Annotated in this window: 16 protein-coding genes; 5 read left to right on the forward strand and 11 right to left on the reverse strand. The window is 69.9% G+C overall.

Annotated elements, in window-relative coordinates; all coding sequences use genetic code 11:
* Nucleotides 1-55: 55 nt before the first annotated feature.
* On the reverse strand, nt 56-2,464 hold the full coding sequence (locus tag ACX80W_RS10290) for a putative bifunctional diguanylate cyclase/phosphodiesterase (RefSeq protein WP_459282919.1): 2,409 nt from the start codon (nt 2,462-2,464) through the stop codon (nt 56-58).
* A 403-nt stretch (nt 2,465-2,867) separates the two neighbouring features.
* Here ACX80W_RS10290 and ACX80W_RS10295 point away from each other — a divergent pair, with 403 nt between their 5' ends.
* Nucleotides 2,868-4,115 carry a hypothetical protein gene (locus ACX80W_RS10295; protein WP_459282921.1) on the forward strand — a complete coding sequence of 416 codons (1,248 nt, stop codon included), beginning with the start codon at nt 2,868-2,870 and terminating at the stop codon, nt 4,113-4,115.
* 37 nt (nt 4,116-4,152) lie between these two features.
* Here the strand turns inward: ACX80W_RS10295 and ACX80W_RS10300 are convergent, their stop codons facing one another.
* Together ACX80W_RS10300 and ACX80W_RS10305 are read right to left on the reverse strand one after the other, a co-directional pair.
* Entirely contained in the window at nt 4,153-5,415 is a 1,263-nt protein-coding gene (locus ACX80W_RS10300) for an MFS transporter (RefSeq protein ID WP_459282922.1), read from the reverse strand.
* An 88-nt stretch (nt 5,416-5,503) separates the two neighbouring features.
* Nucleotides 5,504-6,349, reverse strand: coding sequence for an NAD-dependent epimerase/dehydratase family protein (locus ACX80W_RS10305; RefSeq protein WP_459282924.1), 846 nt, complete (start codon nt 6,347-6,349; stop codon nt 5,504-5,506).
* Nucleotides 6,350-6,822: 473 nt separating this feature from the next.
* Here ACX80W_RS10305 and ACX80W_RS10310 point away from each other — a divergent pair, with 473 nt between their 5' ends.
* Nucleotides 6,823-7,482: a pentapeptide repeat-containing protein gene (locus ACX80W_RS10310; protein ID WP_459282925.1), complete on the forward strand. Its 660-nt coding sequence runs from the start codon at nt 6,823-6,825 to the stop codon at nt 7,480-7,482.
* 60 nt (nt 7,483-7,542) lie between these two features.
* Here ACX80W_RS10310 and ACX80W_RS10315 read toward each other — a convergent pair whose 3' ends face one another.
* Nucleotides 7,543-9,174: a CPBP family intramembrane glutamic endopeptidase gene (locus tag ACX80W_RS10315; protein WP_459282927.1), complete on the reverse strand. Its 1,632-nt coding sequence runs from the start codon at nt 9,172-9,174 to the stop codon at nt 7,543-7,545.
* 63 nt (nt 9,175-9,237) lie between these two features.
* Complete coding sequence (locus ACX80W_RS10320) at nt 9,238-9,945, reverse strand: YoaK family protein (protein ID WP_459282929.1); 708 nt, start codon at nt 9,943-9,945, stop codon at nt 9,238-9,240.
* Nucleotides 9,946-10,162: 217 nt separating this feature from the next.
* On the opposite strand from ACX80W_RS10320, the gene ACX80W_RS10325 reads away from it, so the two are divergent.
* On the forward strand, nt 10,163-11,977 hold the full coding sequence (locus ACX80W_RS10325; protein ID WP_459282931.1) for a gamma-glutamyltransferase family protein: 1,815 nt from the start codon (nt 10,163-10,165) through the stop codon (nt 11,975-11,977).
* 25 nt (nt 11,978-12,002) lie between these two features.
* On the opposite strand, the gene ACX80W_RS10330 is transcribed toward ACX80W_RS10325, so the two are convergent.
* Both ACX80W_RS10330 and ACX80W_RS10335 read right to left on the reverse strand, forming a co-directional pair.
* Nucleotides 12,003-13,256 (reverse strand): phospholipase D-like domain-containing protein, encoded by a 1,254-nt coding sequence (locus ACX80W_RS10330; protein WP_459282933.1) that lies wholly within the window; start codon nt 13,254-13,256, stop codon nt 12,003-12,005.
* A 78-nt stretch (nt 13,257-13,334) separates the two neighbouring features.
* Nucleotides 13,335-14,078: an MBL fold metallo-hydrolase gene (locus ACX80W_RS10335; RefSeq protein WP_459282935.1), complete on the reverse strand. Its 744-nt coding sequence runs from the start codon at nt 14,076-14,078 to the stop codon at nt 13,335-13,337.
* A gap of 216 nt (nt 14,079-14,294) precedes the next feature.
* Between ACX80W_RS10335 and ACX80W_RS10340 the strand changes: the two genes are divergently transcribed.
* Nucleotides 14,295-14,555, forward strand: a complete 261-nt coding sequence (locus ACX80W_RS10340; protein ID WP_459282937.1) for a hypothetical protein — start codon at nt 14,295-14,297, stop codon at nt 14,553-14,555.
* Between the two features lie 48 nt (nt 14,556-14,603).
* Complete coding sequence (locus ACX80W_RS10345; protein WP_459282939.1) at nt 14,604-14,846, forward strand: hypothetical protein; 243 nt, start codon at nt 14,604-14,606, stop codon at nt 14,844-14,846.
* 63 nt (nt 14,847-14,909) lie between these two features.
* On the opposite strand, the gene ACX80W_RS10350 is transcribed toward ACX80W_RS10345, so the two are convergent.
* From ACX80W_RS10350 to ACX80W_RS10365, 4 genes are all read right to left on the reverse strand, one after another.
* Entirely contained in the window at nt 14,910-15,854 is a 945-nt protein-coding gene (locus ACX80W_RS10350) for a carbohydrate ABC transporter permease (RefSeq protein ID WP_459282941.1), read from the reverse strand.
* Nucleotides 15,847-16,818 (reverse strand): carbohydrate ABC transporter permease, encoded by a 972-nt coding sequence (locus ACX80W_RS10355; protein WP_459282943.1) that lies wholly within the window; start codon nt 16,816-16,818, stop codon nt 15,847-15,849. The genes ACX80W_RS10350 and ACX80W_RS10355 overlap by 8 nt, the downstream gene beginning before the upstream one ends.
* 3 nt (nt 16,819-16,821) lie before the next feature.
* Complete coding sequence (locus tag ACX80W_RS10360) at nt 16,822-18,198, reverse strand: ABC transporter substrate-binding protein (RefSeq protein ID WP_459282946.1); 1,377 nt, start codon at nt 18,196-18,198, stop codon at nt 16,822-16,824.
* 169 nt (nt 18,199-18,367) lie between these two features.
* Nucleotides 18,368-18,784, reverse strand: a complete 417-nt coding sequence (locus tag ACX80W_RS10365) for a hypothetical protein (protein WP_459282948.1) — start codon at nt 18,782-18,784, stop codon at nt 18,368-18,370.
* Nucleotides 18,785-18,800: the final 16 nt, after the last annotated feature.

Below are 18,800 nucleotides of genomic sequence, written 5' to 3' on the forward strand. Positions count from 1 at the left end.
AGGGAACAATTGTCTTTCTGTGTCCGGAACCCATGGAATTCGTTTTGCGGTCCGATTACTGCAGGGGGGACCTCGCATATTCTTCGGTACTCCGCTCGGCAAGCCAGTTGAGCAGCCGTGTCCCGGGCTCCAGGGCCTCCGCGGCCGGACCGTGCTGGAGCCCGTGCCAGGCGGGGACCGGTGAACCCGGGTCGGCGTGCAGGTCCAGGAACGCGGTGAGCGGGCACCGGGCGTAGGTGCCCGGGTGCGGCGAGCGCAGCCGGGAAAACTGCCAGGTGAACGCCAGGGCGCCGAGGAAGGTGTCAAGCCCGCCGTCGGCGCCGGGGAGGGAAATTCCCTCAACCGACGCGGGGATGTCCTGCGGGTCGAGGGGTGGTGCCAGGAAATACCCCTGCCCGTAGTCCGGTCCGAGGATCCTGGCGGCCTCGGTGAGGGCGGCGTCCTCGAGGCCCTCGACGATGACTTCCCAGTCGAGGTCACGTCCCATCTGGATGAGCGTGGCAAGCAGGGTCAGCGTGCGCAGGGGCCGCGTCCTGAGCTGGCCGGTGAGTGCGCCGTCGATCTTGACGGCGTTGAAGGGCAGGACGGACAGCCGCTGAAGGCTGCTGTAGCCCGAGCCGAGGTCGTCCATGGCAAGCCGGACACCCAGCGTCCGAAGCCGCGACAGGGCCGCAACCTGCACCCTCGAGGTGATCACCCCGGTCTCGAGGAGCTCGAGGACGAGCCGCTCCGGGGCAATGCCGTGGTGGGCCAGCGCCGAGGCGATCCAGCGGGGGCACTCCGGGTCGAGCAGGGTGGCCGGGCTGAGGTTCACGCTGACCCGGAAGGAATGGCCCATCCCGTCCCAACGGGCGAGATGGGACAGCGCCTGGTCAAGTCCGTCCCGGAACAGCTGGTCCACCTCGCCCGCGGCGAGCACCGGGAGGAAGTCGGCCGGTCCCACCGGCGGCCGGCCGTTGACGCTGACCCGGGCGAGAGCCTCGAAGATGTCGACTTTTCCGGTCCGGAAGTCGACGACGGGCTGCAGGACCATCGACAGCGTGCCGGCCGCGCCCTCGGGGCCGGTGGCGGCGTCCCCCGCCTCCCGCCCGGCCGGAGCCGGGGGAGCGGGAGGGGTTGGAGATGGCGGAGGGCACCCTTCGGTGGGCGGGGCGCCTTCGACCGGGTTGGCAAGGCTCCACCACTGGTGGCGGTCGGCCCTGCGCGCCTTCACCTCGTGAAGGGCGGCTTCGGCCCGGCGCCGGGACGCCCCGATGCCCTCGGGGCCGCTGCAGCGCAGCGCCAACCCCATGCTCATCCCGATGTGGACGGAGTTCCCACCGCCAAGCGGCACCGCCGTTTCGACAGAGCGGTGGAGCCGGGCCGCGACCGACCCGATCTGCCGGTGGGCATCGTCGTCGTCGATCCCGGCGATCAGGATGATGAACTCGTCACCGCCCGCCCGGGCCAGGAAGTCGGTGGTGCGCAGGTTCGACTGCAGCCTGCGGGCCACTTCCCGCAGGAGGGCGTCGCCCGCATCATGGCCGTAGGTCCCGTTCACATCCTGGAAGCCATCGAGGTTGATCACTCCGAGCGCAACGGACTGGGCGGGAAGGGCGGCGCCCAGTCGCTGCTCCAGCCCGGCACGGTTCGGCAGCCCCGTCAGCGGGTCATGGAGGGCGAGGAAGCGCAATTCCTCCTGCAGGGCCACCTGGGCGGTGATGTCCCGCTGGATGCTCACGTAATGGGTGATCCTGCCGTCCTCCCCGCGCAGCGGGGAGATGGTGAGGGCATTCCAGAACGGCGAGCCGTTCTTGCGGTAATTGAGGAGGTTGCCGCGGAAGGTCTCGCCGCGGGCCAGGCGGCCGCGCATTGCGGCGAGGGTCTCGGAATCCGACCCCGGGCCCTGCAGGAACCGGCAGTTCCGGCCGATCACTTCTTCGCGGGCGTAGCCGGTGATGGTGGAGAATGCGGCATTGGCATACACGATGTCCTGGTCGGCATCCGTGATGAGGGAGCCCTCGGAGACGGCATTGAGCGCTTGGCTGAGCAGGGACTCGGGAAGCTCGGGCCCGTCGGTGCCCGGCCGTTCGGCGGACCCGGACCCGCCCGTGCCCGCCCGCTCCGCGCCCACCCGTTCCGTGGGTCCCTCCGGCGCGTCCGTGGAGGCAGCGGCATCCCCGGTGTCCGTTGCGGGACCCCGGGCGCGCAGTTGAACCTCGAGGTCGGTAAGGGCCTGGTGGTGGGAGTCGAGGATCCAGCGCCAGGTATCCGTCGGCGCACCGGCGGCGAGGCCGGGGAGCCCGGTCGCCGGGTCCAGCCCCCACTCCTGGGCGACGGCGGCGATTTCGACATCCCGGGCCAGGCGGATCAGCCCGAGTTCCTCCCGGAGGGTGTCCTCGGTCCGCTGCCCGGTCGGCCCGAGCAGTTCCTCTAGGGCGTGCCGTTCCTGCCACAGCGTGGCCGACAGCTCAGGGATTCCCATGGCGCACCCACCCCCGCAACCGGCGCCGCGGGCCTACGGGCCCGGACATCAGGAGGGAAACCTTCGCGGCGTGGAGCATTGGCGCATGGCGGAACCTTCGCTGATCGCTGTGCATCGGTGCAGCGCGAGCCGGGCCCACTCCGCCCCTCGGGTGAGCCGGACGGCAGCCACCTGCGCCGACTATAGCAGGGCGGGTGCGGTGCGCCCGGGATGGTGGCGAACGCGCAGCTCCTGCCATCGCCGGCGTGGCGGAACCGGCCGGAGCGGGCGGCTGCGGACGGTCCGCGGACCCACCGGCCGGGCCGGCCGGCAGGCTCGTGGCCGCTTCGCCCGGGCCGGCGATTTCCGGGCTGGTGCGGCCGGGTGGAAGACTTGACGGACCACCCACCCCACAGGAGCGCCCGTGCGATACCTTCGGCCTGGTCCGGACTTCCTTTCCCGCACCTCGTCGGTCTGGATCTTTTTTGCCCTGATCCATGCGGGATTCCTCGCCCGGCTGATGCCCTTCATCCTGTCCGGAGGCGTGCTCAGCGACATCAACATCTACCGGGGGTGGGCCTACCAGGCCCTCGACGACGGCGTCTGGCAGGGGATCGACACCGCCTGGGTCTATCCCGCCGGGGCCATCGTGCCCATCGTCGCCGCCACGGCTTTCGGCCCCTGGCTGTACCAGTTGGCGTGGTTCGGCATCTTCACCGCGCTGAATGCGGCCGGCACCGCGGCCCTCGTGCGCCGCGCTGCCCCGCACGGGCTCCGGGCGGCATACTGGTGGCTTGCGGCCACGGCCCTGCTCGGTCCGGTCGCCGTGGGGCGGCTCGACGGCCTGACGGCGCCGATGGTGATCGTCGGAACCCTCTTCCTGGCGGCGCGCCCGGTCCTTGCCTCCCTCCTGCTCAGTGCCGCCGCCTGGGTGAAGGTCTGGCCCGCCGCCGTCGTGCTCGCCGCGGTGATCACGCTCCGCAGCCGCATGACGGTCGTGCTCGCCGGTGCGGGCCTTTCGGTGCTCATCGCCGTCGTCGTCGCCGTCTTCGGCGACCTCCGGAACCTCACGGGTTTCCTCGGAGCCCAGGGCGCGCGCGGCATGCAGCTCGAAGCGCCCCTGTCCACGCCCGGCGTGTGGCAGGCCATCACCGGGAGTTCGGGTGCGTACTTCTACGAGGACAAGATCATCAACACCATGGAGGTGCGTGGGGCGCTGAGCGGCCAGGTCGCGGCCCTCATGAGCCCGCTCCTGGCCCTGGCGGTCCTCGGTTCGGCCGTACTGGTCGCCGTCGGCCTGCGGCGCGGGGCGCGGACCGGCCCGCTGCTGGCCACCGCCTCGCTCGCGCTGGTAACGACGCTCGTCGTGTTCAACAAGGTCGGCTCGCCCCAGTTCATGCTCTGGATCGCCGCGGCGATCGCCGTCGGCCTGGTGCTCGACCGCGCGGGAGGCTGGCGGATCCCGGCGCTGGCGATGCTCCTGACCGCGGCGCTGACAACCCTCGTCTACCCGATCTTCTACGACGAGCTGAGGTACGCGCTGAACCCGGCCGTGGCCGTGTTGCTGACGCTGCGAAACCTCCTGGTGGTAGGCATCTTCGGGTGGTCGGTGCGCAGGCTCTGGCGGATGAGCCGGCGGACGGCCGCGGCGGGCCTGCCCAGCTCCGCGTAGGCCGGTTCCGGGACGGAGTCCCGGCTGCCCGGGCAGGTCAGCTGCCGTCCGACCCCGGCTGCGCAGCCTCGGGCACGGGCCGCGTTGTGCGCGGCCACAGCACCACCGCCCCCGTGGTCCCTGCCGCGGCCAGGGCCGCCAGGACAAGCGCGGCCGCCGGTTGGCCCGCGGCGGCGCCGATCCAGCCAGCGGCAGGGTAGGTGAGGATGAAGCAGGCGTGCGAGAGCGAGAACTGGGCCGTGAACAGCTGGTTCCGGGTGCTGTCCGTGGCGGCCCTGCGCAGCAGCCGCCCCGAGGGGGTGCTGATCATCGAGGTTCCGGCGCCGAGGACCCCCCACAGTGCGAGGTAGAGCAGCCAGGCCTGGTCCGTCGGGCCGCCGGGGAGCATCCCGGTCCACGTCATCAGGGCCGCGGCGGCGAGCCCCGGTGGAAGGAGAATGCCGCCGGCGAGCATGAGGGAGCGGTCGGTGGCCCGGTCGAGGAGCCGCGGGGCGGCGAGGGCCACGAGCATCGAGCCCGCGCCGTAACAGGCGAGTGCGAGGGCGAGGTCGGTATCGGGCCGGCCGAAGACCTCCTGGACGTGCACCACGGTGTTCACCAGCACAAAGGCGGTTCCGGCCGCGACGGCGAGGTCCAGGGCCAGCAGTCCGCGCAGCGCGGGCACGCGCAGGAAAATCCGGGTGCCGAGGGTGGTGCGGTGCAGCAGGGAGCCGGCCGGGGACGACGGCGGGACCGGCGGCAGCCGGGTGGCCGTGACGAATGCGGCCGACAGCAGGAACCCCGCGGCGGTGCCGACGAACAGGCTGGAGTAGGAAAGGACGAGCAGCAGTGCCGCGGCGAGCAGCGGACTGAGCAGGGACTCGAGGTCGTAGGCGAGGCGGGAGAGCGACAGGGCGCGCGTGTAGTCCCGTTCCCGCGTAAGGACGACGGGGATCAGGGCCTGGAACGCCGGGGTGAAGGTGGCCGAGGCCGACTGCAGGAGGAACACCAGCAGGTAGATCTGCCAGACCTGGTCGACCGACGGCAGGGCCAGGGCGATGGCGGCGCGCACGAGGTCGGCCCCGATCAGCACCGCACGGCGGGGCAGGCGCTCCACCGCCGCGGCCATCACGGGGGCGGCGAAGACGTAGGCCACCATCTTGAGGGTGAAAGCCGTTCCGAGGACGGCGCCGGCCTGTCCGCCGGCGAGGTCGAAGGCGAGCAGGCCCAGGGCCACCGTCAGCAGCCCGGTGCCCGCCAGCGCCACGACCTGGGCCGCCAGGAGGTTGCGGTAGGCCGGAACCCGCAGGACGGAGAGCATCGGGTTCCTTCGACGGAGGACGCAGGGAGGGAGCTTCAGCTTAGGTGCTGGCCCGCGCCCGCATCAAGGCGCGGAGGTCCGGCACCGCTCAGGGGTGGCGGACCCCTTCACCGGCCAGCACGGCACGGTACCCCTCCCGGTACGTGGGGTAGGCGAAGGCGAACCCGCTCGAGCGCAGCAGGGCACTGGAGCAGCGCTTGTCACCGCCACGGCTGGTGCTGGTGGGGCCGGACGGGGGAACGGGCAGCCGCAGTTCGGCCGCCAGGAACCGCAGCACGTCGGCGAGGTCCGCCGGTTCCTCGTCCGTTCCGAGGTACACCGGCGCGGGCGTGTCCACAGCGGTGGTGAGGTGGACGATGGCGGCGGCGGCGTCGTCGCGGTGGATCCGGTTCGTCCACTGGGGCTCGGCCGGCAGGACCGCCTTGCCGGAGGACACCGAATCGATCAGCCGGGTGCGGCCCGGCCCGTAGATGCCCGAGAGCCGGAGCACCAGTGCGCTGCGGGAGCGCTCGAGCAGGAGCGTTTCGGCCTCCCGGAGGATCTTCCCGGTCGGGGTGCCCGGTTCTGCCGGGGACTGCTCGTTCACGGGCCCGCCGCCGAAGTCTCCGTACACGGCGGTGGAGGAAACGAAGAGGATCCGCCGCGGGGTGACGCCGTCGCGCTCCAGGGCGTCGAGCAGGTTCGCTGTGGCGCTCACGTAGGCTGCCCGGTACGCCGCCTCGGTGCGCTCGCCGGCGGCGGTGGCGATCACGACGATCCCGGTATCGGCGGGCACCGGCGGCAGGGTGCCGGTGAGGTCAACGGCCTCGCCCTCAAGCTGCTCCGGGAGCCGGCCGGGGGAACGCCGCCAACCCACCACCCGGTGCCCGGCCGCGGCGAAGCGCAGCCCGGCCTCCGTTCCGAGGTCTCCGCATCCGGCAATCAACACAGTCATGCCCCGAGCCTATCGCCAGTTCCCGGTCCCGGATCCCGCACGGCCGGTGGCCAGCGGACCGGAATGCGACGGGCGGGCACGATATATCTGGGGCGTTCGTCGCTTTGGGGTGTGCGGGTCGTGATCGGGTGCGCCGGTCGCAAACGGGTGCGTTCGGCGACGGGAGGGGGTGGGTCCGCCGGCGGGAGGGCTGTCCGCAGGGTGCCGCTCCGAGCGGTGGCCAGCGGGCCGGAAAGCGACGGGCGGGCACGATATATCTGGGGCGTTTGTCGCTTTGGGGTGTGCGGGTCGTGATCGGGTGCGCGGGTCGCTAACGGGTGGGTTGTTGGCGGGAGGGGGTGCGTCGGACGGCGGGAGGGGCGGGAGGGGGTGCGTCGGACGGCGGGAGGGGCGGGAGGGGTCCGCTAGACTTCCGGAGACCCGGCCGGGGCAGCCCTCTGGCCTCCTTCCACGCCGAACCCCCAGGACAGCGAATGGCGAAAAGCCCAACCCGGTCGCCCCGGATCGAACCCCTGGTGCTGCGGGACCTCGCGGCGCCGGAAGGCGGCCCGCCCGAGGCAGGGGATCACCGGGAAGGTGAGGCGTACGCCCACACCAGCCTGGACGGCCTCGACCTCGGCGGCATCACCTTCAGCGAATGCCTGTTCGAGGGGGTCTCCTTCAACGAGACGCAACTCCGAGGTGCCCGGCTGCGCGAATGCCGCTTCACCGAGCTGTTCGCCCCGGTCTTCGCCGCAGCGCGGAGCAATTGGCGCAACGTCTCCCTCGAGGGCACCCGCTGGGGGTCCGCCGAACTGTACGACAGCACGCTGGAATCCGTGCGGATCAGCGGCGGGAAGCTTGACTTCGTCAACCTCCGCAGTTCAACCCTCACCGATGTCGAAATCTCGGACTGCATCATCGGCGACCTCGACCTGACGGAGGCGAAGGGCCTCCGCGTCGCACTGCGCAACTGCCGCCTGAACTCACTGACGCTCTCCGGAAGTCGACTGCGCGATCTCGACCTGCGAACCACGGAGTTCCGGGCGCTGAACGGCATGGACGGGCTGGGCGGAGTCACGATCGACTCGTATCAACTGGGTCTCATCGCTCCGGTCCTCGCGGAAAACCTGGGTATCCGCGTCGAGGGCTGAAGGGGCCGGTCAGGGCAGTGCCCTGACCGGCCCATCGGCGCGTCCTGGGCTTCGTACCGGCTAGTGGCCGTCCGGGGCCTCGTCCCGCGGACCGGCCTCCGGTCCCGGAGCGTTCCACCCGGAGGGGCGATTCTCCTGACGGGCCGGAGGGTTGAGGGCGGGATACTCGTCCACAGGGTCCAGTTTTGATGCGGACTGTCCCGCGGTGGGTGCTGGCGGATACTGCCCAGCGGCCGGGGCCGGTGGGTACTGTCCGGCGGTGGGTGCCGGTGGGTACTGTCCGGCGTATTGCGTGGGGTACTGTCCGGCGTATTGCGTGGGGTACTGTCCGGCGGTGGGTGCCGGTGGGTACTGTCCGGCGGTGGGTGCGGGCGGGTACTGTCCGGCGTATTGCGTGGGGTACTGTCCGGCGGCGGGTGCCGGCGGGTACTGTCCGGCGGTGGGTGCCGGCGGGTACTGTCCGGCGGCGGGTGCCGGCGGATACGGTCCGGGGTACTGCCCGCCGGCGGGTGCCGGTGGGTACTGCCCGGATTGCTGGTTCAAAGGCGGTGCCGCGGGTATGTATTGCGCGGGGTACTGTCCTGCGGTGTGCGCCGGCGGGTACTGCGCGGGGCTCTGCGCGTAGGGATACGGTGCGTAGGGGTGTTGCCCGTATGGGTTTTGCGCGTAGGGATACGGCGCGTGCGGGTAAAGGGCGGGTGCCGGTGCCGGCACAACCACGCGGTCCCGCCTGACGCCCTCGGAACGGTCGAACATCCGCAGCACGACGACCGCGAAGGCCGCGGTGGTCAGCACCGTGATGCCGACCCCAACGGCTGAGCCCTCCTTGGCGTTCACGTCGACGAGGCCCACCGCGCCGAGCAGGAGGATCGTCGAATTGTTGACCGCGTGGGCGGCGATGGCCGCCTCAAGACCGCCGGTACGCCAGGTAATCCACCCCGCGAAGATCGCGAAGAGCGCGACATCGAGCTGGCCCAGCGGGTCGTATCCGTGGCCCAGCACGAACAGCGGGACGGGCAGGAGGATCGCGAAGGCGGGGTGGCGCAGCCAGCTGCCGACCGCCTGCATGAGGTAGCCGCGGAACACATACTCCTCTGCGGCAGCCTGGAACGGCACCAGGAGGAGGGTCATGGCGACCAGGATTCCCACCCGGGGCCCCGTGGGGTCGAAGACCGCAGGCGTGTAGCCGGGGAACAGCGGCTCAAGGAGGAAGGACAGCGCGATGCTCAGCGAGTAGATGACGACGGCGGCCGCGGCACACTTGCCCAGCCACCCCCAGCGGAGCCGCCCGTGGACGGAGGACAGCAGCCCGATCGGCCGAGGCCCGGTGATGAGCGCGGCCAGGGCGAGCGCCGGAATCAGCAGGATCAGGGAGACCATCGCGAAGCCGAATACGAGGGGGTCCGACAGATCGAAGGCGTTGAGCCTCTCAAGATAGGAGGTGCCCAGCGCCGGGTCGAGGCCGATCCTGATACCGCCGATGACGAGCACGATGACGATGAAGACCAGGTAGAAGACCAAGGCGAGCAACCCGGTCAGCAGCGGCTTCCACCACCGGTAACCGTCCCAAGAGCGGGTGAGGCGGTGAAAAGGGAAGGACTCGCCCGCCGGGGCGATGGCGGGATCCGCCGGCGCCCCCGATCGGTCCTGGGATGGGGCCACGGCGGACGGGCCCTCTGTTGATCGGTCCACTTGAATGTCTTCCATCTTTCGTTGAGACTGTGCCCAGGGTTCGGGCCCCTGCCTTATTCCTGCTTAACGGTAGACCTCCTCCAATGGAGCCCGCGCATCACGCCGGGCGCGCACGTGGCCGAGGACCGTCACTGCGGAGGTCAGGACCGCCGAAAGGGCGATTCCCGCCCACAGGTCGATCTTCAGGGCCGCTGCCCCGGCGACCGCCCCGGCGAGGATGAGGGCGATGGCGGCGGCGCGGCGGGCCCAGAAAGGGCTCTTGCCACCGGCGATCCGGGAATCGGAGGCGAGCCCGGTGATGGTCGAGGTGACAACGACCGTCGTAATCTCAGCGACCTTCAGCCGCTTCGCCGTGGCGGCCTGGATTCCCATCACCAGACCCAGGGCCGACGTCGTGACGCTTCCCAGCGCCTCGTCGTCGGCGACGTCCACCAGGGCGACGAAGACGGCGAGCGCCGCCATTCCTCCGGCCACCGCCGCCAGGGCGGCGGTGGTCCGCCCGGACCAGCCCTCGGGCGCCCTGCGCAGGAGCCGGCCCGCAACGGCCGCGCCCACCATGAAGAAGACAAGGGCGAGAGCGGGCCGGAGCACGGGGAGGTCGCTGCCACCGGCGAACGCCATGCCAAGGAGCACCACATTGCCGGTCATGTTGCCGGTGAATACCCGGTCAAGGCCGAGGTAGCCGACGGCGTCGATGACCCCGGTGGAGAAGGTGAGGACGAGCATCAGCACCAGCTGGAGCCGGTCGGTGGAGACGGGCGTTCTCTTCATGCGGTTCTCCAATGACGAGGGGCCGTAGCCGGGGAGAGGAATCGGTGCCCGCGGCGGTTTCCGACACCGGGCCCGGCCGGGGCCCGGTGCCTCCGGCTGCCTTGTGGGGAATGTACACGAAGCATATCGTCGGAGCTGGGACCGTATCGGTCCCAAGGGCCCTGCTTCGGGGTGTCCATCCCCGTCAAGCCCGCCCGGCGGGCCGAAAGGCGCTTCCATGACCTACACACCGGCCGGGGCCTTCACCACCCGCCCCACCCTGCAGGGCAGCTTCGGCATGAGCGCCTCCACGCACTGGCTTGCCACGGCCTCCGCCCAGGCGGTCCTCGAACGCGGCGGCAACGCCTTCGATGCCGCCGTCGCGGGAGCCTTCGTGCTGCACGTGGTGGAGCCGCACCTCAACGGTCCCGGTGGTGACATGACCGGCATCTTCGCCACCGCCGCGGATCCCACGCCGACGGTGCTCATGGGGCAGGGCCCTGCCCCGGCCGGGGCGAGCCGCGAGCACTACCTGGCGGAGGGGCTCGAGCTGGTGCCGGGGGCCGGAGCCCTGGCGGCCGCCGTGCCCGGCGCCGTCGACGCCTGGCTGCTGCTGCTGCGCGACCACGGCTCCTGGGAACTCGGCGAGGTGCTCGCCTACGCCATCGGCTACGCCCGGAACGGGCACCCCGCGCTCGGCCGGGTGGGCGCCACCATCGCCACAGTCGCCGGGCTCTTCACCGAACACTGGCCCAGCTCGGCCGCCCTGTGGATGCCGGAGGGGCACCCGCCGGCCGCGGGCGAGATCATCGCGAACGAGGAATACGCAGCGGTCCTCGACCGGCTCGCCGCCGCCGGGACGAGTGCCGGGGGAGGTGCCCAGACCCGGGAAGCGAGGATCGACGCCGCCCGGCGGGAATGGCGCACCGGCGCGGTAGCGTCCACGGCGGTTGAATTCCTTGCCGTCCCGCACCGCCATTCCTCCGGAACGGACCATGGCGGAGTGATCTCCCGGCGGGATTTCGCCGGCTTCGCGGCCGGGTACGAGCCCGCGGTGACCCTCGAATTCCGCGGCTTCACCATCGCCAAGACGGGACCCTGGGGCCAGGGACCGGCGCTGCTGCAGACCCTGGCGATCCTGGACGGGCTGCCCGATGACCACCTTGACCCCTCCACCGCCCTCGGCGCGCACACCATCCTCGAGGCCCAGAAACTGGCCATCGCCGACCGTGAGGCCTACTACGGCGACGCCGAGGTGCCCCTGGACTACCTGCTCTCCGCGGAGTACGCCGCCCAGCGCCGCGCCCTGATCGGCCGGGAGGCCTCCGTCGGGTTCCGCCCCGGCACCGTCCCGGGACACGAACCGTTCATCCCGCCCCTGCGCACCGAGTACACACCGCCGGCGGCCGCCGGGCAGCCGTTCGCCGGGGCGGGGGAGCCCACCGTCTCGCGCGCCGGGGAGGCCCGCGGGGACACCTGCCACATCGACGTCGTCGACCGCTGGGGAAACATGATCTCGGCGACCCCGAGCGGCGGCTGGCTCCAGTCGTCGCCGGCCATCCCCGGGCTCGGCTTCTGCCTGGGCACGCGCCTGCAGATGACCTGGCTCGAGGACGGCGCCCCCTCCACGCTCCGTCCCGGACGGCGCCCCCGCACCACCCTCACGCCGACCCTCGTCCTTCGGAACGGCACGCCGGTTGTGGCCCTGGGCTCCCCCGGCGGGGACCAGCAGGACCAGTGGCAGCTGCTGTACCTGCTGCGTACGATCGTCGGCGGCTACAGCCCCCAGGAGGCCATCGACGCGCCCTCGCTGCATACGACGTCGATCCCCGGGTCATTCTGGCCGCGCACCTGGGAACCGGGCGGGGCCGTGGTCGAGGACCGGCTCGGCGGGGATGTCATCGCCGAGCTCGAACACCGCGGGCACACGGTCACCCGGGCGGGGGACTGGGCCCTGGGCCGGCTCTCGTGCGTCACGGCCGATCCGGTCACCGGGATCCTGCAGGCGGCGGCCAACCCGCGCGGCGCGCAGGGTTACGCCGCCGGCCGCTGACCTGCCCGTCCTCCGGGTCCCAGGCCTACAGGAACGGGCGGAGCGGCGCGAGGACCATCTCGCTGAACCGGGCCACCACGTGCCGGCTCTCCCACTCCTCGAGGGTCAACAGGCGGGTGTTGGAGCTGTCGATCTCGAAGATCCGCTCCATGGTGCCCGCAAGTTCCTTGTCGAAGATCTCAAGGTTGGTCTCGTAGTTGCCGGTCAGGCTCAGCCGGTCGATGTTCGCGGTGCCCACCGTCGACCACTCGCCGTCGACCGTTGCGGTCTTGGCGTGGATCATGGCGTTCTGGTACAGCAGGACCTGCACGCCGGCCCGCAGCATCGAGGAATAGAACCCGCGCGAGAGGCAGTCGGCCACGACGTGGTTCGAGTCCTCCGGCAGGATGACGCGCACGTCGACGCCCCGCCGGCTCGCACGCAGCAGCGCGTCCATGATCTGCTGGTCGGGGATGAAGTAGGCGGTGGTGATGTAGATGGAGCGCGTCGCGCGGTTGATGGCATCCAGGTAGACCCCCCGGATGGGAAACACGAGGTTCGCCGGGATGTTGTTGACGGCACGGATCCTCGGCTCCCAGAAGCCGGCGCTGGTGTCGGCCATCCTCGCACGCCGCTTCACGCTCAGGTTCCACACGCTCACGAAGGCCTGCCGGAGCTCCCACACCGAGGGGCCGGTGAGTTGGAGATGGGTGTCGCGCCACTTGGTGGCGTACAGGGAACCGATGTTGTACCCACCGACGAAGCCGACGGCGTCATCAACCACCAGCAGTTTCCGGTGGTCGAGTCCGGTGCCCCGGATATTGGTGAACAGCACCGAGGGGCGCAGGACCGGGAACCGGAACACGTGAACGTCCGGGTGGAACCGGTAGAAAGAGGGGCGCACCACGAGGTTCGCGAAACCGTCGTAGATCACGTAGACCTCCACGCCGCGGGCGGCGGCGTCATTGAGGGCGTCGCGGAAACGCCGGCCCATCGCGTCGCCCTTCCAGATATACGTCTCGAGCAGGATCTGGCGCTCGGCCTTCCCGATGGCGTCGATCATCGCGTTGTAGAGGTCTTCACCGTACGTATAGACGGTCGTCGTCGAGTCGCTGATCGTCGTGGTGAAGGTGCCGGGCCGGGGGAAGCCTTCACGGGTCCGGCGGATGCGTTTCTGCACCGCATCGACGAGTACGACGGAGGCGATGACCGCCGCCTGCACGGCAAGGAAAAGAAGGGCGGCACGGCGGAGGGCGGTCGTGGCAAAGCCCACTACAAACCTGTGGTTCAGCGAGTCCATGCCTAGAGCCTATCGCCCGCCCGACTTGGTCCTCCCTGCCGCCCGGTCTTCCCTGCCACCCGGTCCGCGGCGGCGTTGCTAGTGGCCGCCGACGAGGCGGGCCTCCGCGGCGGCCTTGGCGATGCCGTTGGTCCAGACGTACCCGTGCCCGGGCAGGACGAGCTGCGCCCCGGTGCCCTCGAGCGCATCGAGGGAGGCGAGGGCCGCCGCGGTGTCGGCGGTTGCGGCCCGGGCGACGATCTGAGGCCCGCTGCGGCCGGTGTAGGGATCGAGGGTAACGAGGGCGTCCCCGCTGATCAGCGCCCCGCGGTCGGGGAAGGACAGAGCGCAGTGGCCCTTCGTATGCCCCGGGGAGGGAACCAGCACGGGACTGCCCGGCAGGGCGGCGGCGCTCGCCGAAGTCAGCGGTTCGAGGGACTTCACCCCGCGGACCCGGAAGGCACCGGCTGCGGCCATGCCGGCCAGCACCGGCACCGCGCGGGGGTACCGCACCGGGTACAGCAGCGGCGTCCTCTCCCGCTGGTACCGGTAGGGGTGGGCGGCGATGTAGGCGTCGTCCCGGTGGCCGTAAACGGCAATCCCGTGCTGCACCCGCAGGTACTCGGCAAAGCCGAGGTGGTCGAAGTGGCCGTGGGTGAGCACCACCGCCCGCACGTCGGCGAGGCTCCTGCCCAGGCTGCCCAGCGCGTTGAGGAACTCCCGGCGGGTGCCCGGCAGCCCCGCGTCGACGAGCAGCAGGCTCCCGCCGTCCTCGACGAGGTAGCAGTTGGTGTGCGCGTGCTCGATGCGGTGGATTCCCTCCGCGACATCCCGCGTGAACATTGAGGATCCTCCCTCGTGGACAGAGCCGGAAAATTCAAGCCAAGCAGTCCCGGTGGGACTCCGCAAGGCACTTTCTTCCCAAAGCCGTGCTTGCTGGATAGGTTGAAAGGGTATTTCGATTCCGAGTCGGAGTGCCGGTCCGCAGCAGGATCTGCCCGGAGCCCGTTAAGGGCGGATTTCGTTGCGCCGGTGCCCGTCAGTGAGCGGTGGAGTCCGGTGATCAGCGAACAGGACCAGCAGCGCCGCACCTGCGCGGCCTTCCGGCAGACGACCCTGAGCCTCTATGAACTGTGGCTGCGGTATGTCGGGCTGGGGGGCAACGCCGGCGAGGAGGAGGTCGACGCCTACCTCTACAGTTCGCTGCTGCTTCCCGCGTTCGAGCGGGACATGCTCGCCCACGCCGTCAACGAGTTCATCGCCGAACAGCCGGCGGCACCGCGGGCCCCCTACAGCAGGGAAGGTCGCGGGTGGTCCTGATCGACTGATAAATTCGAAGGCCAACCCCTGTTATCTGAAAGGGCGGCCATGTCCGACTCCCCCTCGACCCCCGTCAAGCAGATCATGATCGCTGCAGCAGATCTTGAGAAGGCCGAGTTCGAGCGGGACCGGCTCGCCCTGCTGTACCGCGATCTGGTGCTTGAGGCCTTCGGGGCGGGGGAGGAGCCTGCCGCGTTGTCCGAGGCGACGGGGATCCCGGAGGCCGAACTCCTCCGGATCGCCGCGCTTGTCACCCCCGCCGGCCAGGGCCGGGAAACCCTTCCCCGCTAGGTCCGGAGCGGGGCTCCCGGGTAGACCGAAGCGGGGCTCCCGCTAGCTGGCCGGGTCCGGCTGCTAACCCTTGTTGCCGGTGGTGGCAATTCCCTCGACGAAGTGCCGCTGGCCAAGGAAGAAGAGGATGATCATCGGCACCGTGGTGATCACGCTCGCCGTCACGACCAGTTCCCAGTGCCAGTCCCCGCCGAAGCCGAACTGGTCGAGCAGGGCCTTCAGGCCGCGGGGGACGGTGAAGGTCGAACTGTCGCGCAGGTAGATCAATGGGCGCATCAGGTCCGTCCACGCCGCCTGGAATTCGAAGAGCAGGGTGACCACAAGGGCGGGTTTGCACAGGGGCAGCGCGATCCGCGAGAACATGTGCCAGTTGTTCGCCCCGTCCACCCTGGCCGCCTCGAACAGTTCGCGCGGCAGCCCCAGGAAGAACTGGCGCAGCAGGAAGATGTAGAACGCGCTGCCGAACAGGTTGCCCGCCCACAGCGGGGTGAGGGTGCCTACCTGGCCGAGGCTGTTCCAGATCAGGAAGGTCGGAATCATGGTGACCGCCCCGGGAAGCATCATCGTCGCCAGCACGAGGCCGAACAGGAAGTTCCGTCCGCGGAACCGGAAGAACGCGAAGCCCCAGGCCACGAGCGCGCTCGAGATGGTGACGGTGGTGGCGGCGAGCACCGTGACGAGCACGGTGTTGGCCAGCCAGAGGGCCAGCGGGGCCTCCTGCCAGACCGTCAGGTAGTTCTCGAACGTGAAGTTCTCGGGGATCAGCTTGTTGTCGAAGACGTCGGAGCGCGGCTTGAAGGAGGCGCTGACGAGCCACAGCAGGGGGTAGGTGAAGACCACCGTCGCCGCGCCGAGCGCCAGCCAGGTGAGCACCCTGGCGACGGGGCTGCGGCGCACCCCCGACGGGGCGGGCCGCGGCGCGGCCCGCGGTGCCGCGGGGGCGCCGTCGACGGGACGGACGGGCGTGACCGGCGGCAGCTGGGACGGGCCGGCCTGGAGATCAGCCATCGTTGTTCCCGCTTTCGTAGTAGACGAACCTCCGGCTGAGCACCATCTGGATGACGGTGACGATCAGGACGATGACGAACAGCACCCACGCCATCGCCGAGGCGTACCCCATGTGCAGGAATTCGAACGCCTGCTGGAACAGGTAGATCGAATAGAACAGGGCGGCGTCGTTGCTGTAGGTGGTGTTGCCCGAGCCGAAGAACGCGGTGTAGGCCTCCGTGAAGGTCTGGAAGCCGGCGATCGTATTGATGATGACCAGGAAGAACAGGCTTCCGCTGATCATCGGCAGGGTGATGCTGCGGGTGACCTGGAAGCTGTTGGCGCCGTCGACCTTCGCCGAGTCGTAGAGTTCCTGCGGCACGTCCCGCAGCGCCGCCAGCAGGATGATCACCGAGGAGCCAAGGGTCCACAGGCTCATCAGGATCAGCCCGGGCTTGATCCAGGACGGGTTGGTCGTCCAGGCCGGGCCGTCGATGCCGAACCAGCCCAGGAAACCGTTGACCAGGCCGTTCTGCCCGTTGAACAGCAGCAGCACGAGGATGCCGATGGCCACCGGCGGCGTCATCTTCGGCAGGTAGAACACGGTGCGGAAGAAGCCCGAGGCACGCCCGGCCCGGTTCAGCAGCAGCGCCAGCAGCAGCGAGACGATCACGTGCGCCGGCACCGAGATGGCGGTGTAGATGAAGGTGTTGCGCATCGACAGGACGGTCTTGGGGTCGTCGAACAGCTCGGCGTAGTTCGCCGTCCCCACGAACGTCGGGTTGTTGATCACGTCGTAGTCGGTCAGCGAAAGGTAGGCGCTGTAGATCACCGGCCAGAGCGTGAAGATGAGGAATCCGGCGATCCAGGGGCTGATGAACAGGAGGGCGGCCCGCCGGGCGCGGCGGCGGTTGCGCCGCTGGCCCGGCCGGAGCGCCGGCCCAGCGGCCCGGGGACCCCGCAGCCCGGCGGCCTGCGAGTTCACGGCCTATTCCTCGTCCCAGGATTTCCAGGCCTCGTCGAGCGCCTGCTGGGCCTCCTCCTGTGCCTGGTCGAGGGCCTCCTGGGGTTCCTGCTGACCGTTGAGCACCCGGTTCACCGCGTCCTCCCAGGCCGTCTCGAATTCGGCGTCCGCGGGGCTTGCCGGCAGGGCGAAGGAGGCGTCGTTGGCTTCATAGGAGGCCTCGATCGCCGCGTCCCACTTGGGGTCCGAGCCGACCTTGACGAACTCCGTCCTGATGCGCTCGTCCGCGGCCTGGTTGCCGGTGAAGAGGCCCGTGAACGGCTTGCCCTCCTCCGTGCGGATCTCGGCGCGTGCTGAGGCGGCCTCCATCCAGGTGTCCACCTTGGTCATGTGCTCGATGAAGCGGCAGGCGGCCTCGGGGTTGGAGCTTCCCTTCGGAATGGCCCAGGCCGAGCCGCTCGAGTAGCTCATCGTCTTGCCCGAGGTGTCCTTGAGGGTGGTGAAGGCCATCGGAGCGTCCGGTGAGACATCGTTGAGGATGTTCACGTACCACTGCTCCATGGGCATGGCCCCGAGCGTGTTCGACGCGAACTGGTTCCCCTCGCCGAAGAAGTCGGCCGAGTCGCGGAAGGCCTTGACGGCGCTGAACCCGCCCTGCTTTTCGTAGATTTCGGCGGCGAACTCGAGGGCCTCCACGACGGCGGGGTCGTTCAGCTTCGCCGTGCGCCCATCCCCGGAGAGGATGTCGGCGCCGTTGGCCTTGGCCCAGATGGGGAGGAACTCCGGCAGTTTGGTGTCATAACCGATCACGCTCAGCTTGCCCTCGTTCTTGGCCACGGTGTCGGCTGCCTTGCGGATCCCGTCCCAGTCGGAGCCGTCGATGTCCTCGACACTGAGGCCCTGCTCCTCGAGCAGTGAGGCGTTGCCCATGACGATCTGCACCTGGTTGAACTCGGGGACGCCGTAGATATCGCCCTCGAAGGTCACCTGGTTCATCGCCGCCGCCCGAAAGTGGTCGACCTGGACGCCGTGGGAGTCGATGCACTCGTTCAGGGGCATGATCGCTCCGCGGGAGGCGAAGGTCCCGAGCTGGTTGCGGTTGGCGTAGATGAGGGCCGGCGGTTCGCCGGAGGCGACGGCGGAGAGGAACTGCTGGATGTCCAGGTCGCCCTCGACCAGGCTCACCTCGACGCCGTCGAGCTTTTCCTCGGCCGACTTCACCCGCGTTTCGCCGATCTCGTCGGTCGCGCCGAAGCCCATGATGTTCAGTTCCCCCGAGATCTCCGCCTCAGGGTCGAACTGGCTCTCGCCGGAGGTCTTGGAGCCGCCCGTACCGGTGGCGCACGCCGAGAGTGTCAACCCGAGGGCTGCCGCAATAGCCAGTGACTTTCGAGTGTTCATACCCGCCCCTTTGCTTCGAACGTCCCGGATCGCTCGAGGGAATGGGTATTCAGCCTCCGGTCGACGCGGGATCAACGTGTGAAGTCAGCATAAACACTTCTCCCAAAATCACCTAAGGCGGCTTACTGTCAGCAGGCTTGTCGTGTGCGCCGGACCGGCGGGCGGGCTTCTACTTCCGCTTGTTCGGCGGGTCGAGGATCAGGCCCAGGGCGATGCCGAGCATCCAGACATCCTTGGCGACAGGGGTTCCGGCCTGGGTCGGGCGCACCCCGTCCTTCTCGGTCATGCCCTCCGTCTTGAGGTACATCGCAAGAAGCCCCCCGGAAAAGCCTGCCAGGGCCAGGCCCGCGAGCCGGCTCGGGACGAACGGGACGAGCAGGAGGCTGCCCAGGCCGATCTCCACTGCCGAGAGGATCTTGCCGAACTTCTCCGGGTCGAGCTGGCCGACCTGCGGGAAGACCCCGGCGGCCATCTGCTGCATGTACGCGGCGCTTTCCTCATCGAGTCCGCGCTTGCCGATCCCGGCATTCAGGATGAAGGCGCCGGTGGCCGCCCGCGGCGGGATATGGCTCAGTTTAATAACCATGGGATTGGTCCTACTT

It is taken from the genome of Arthrobacter melezitosi (genome assembly GCF_054511055.1).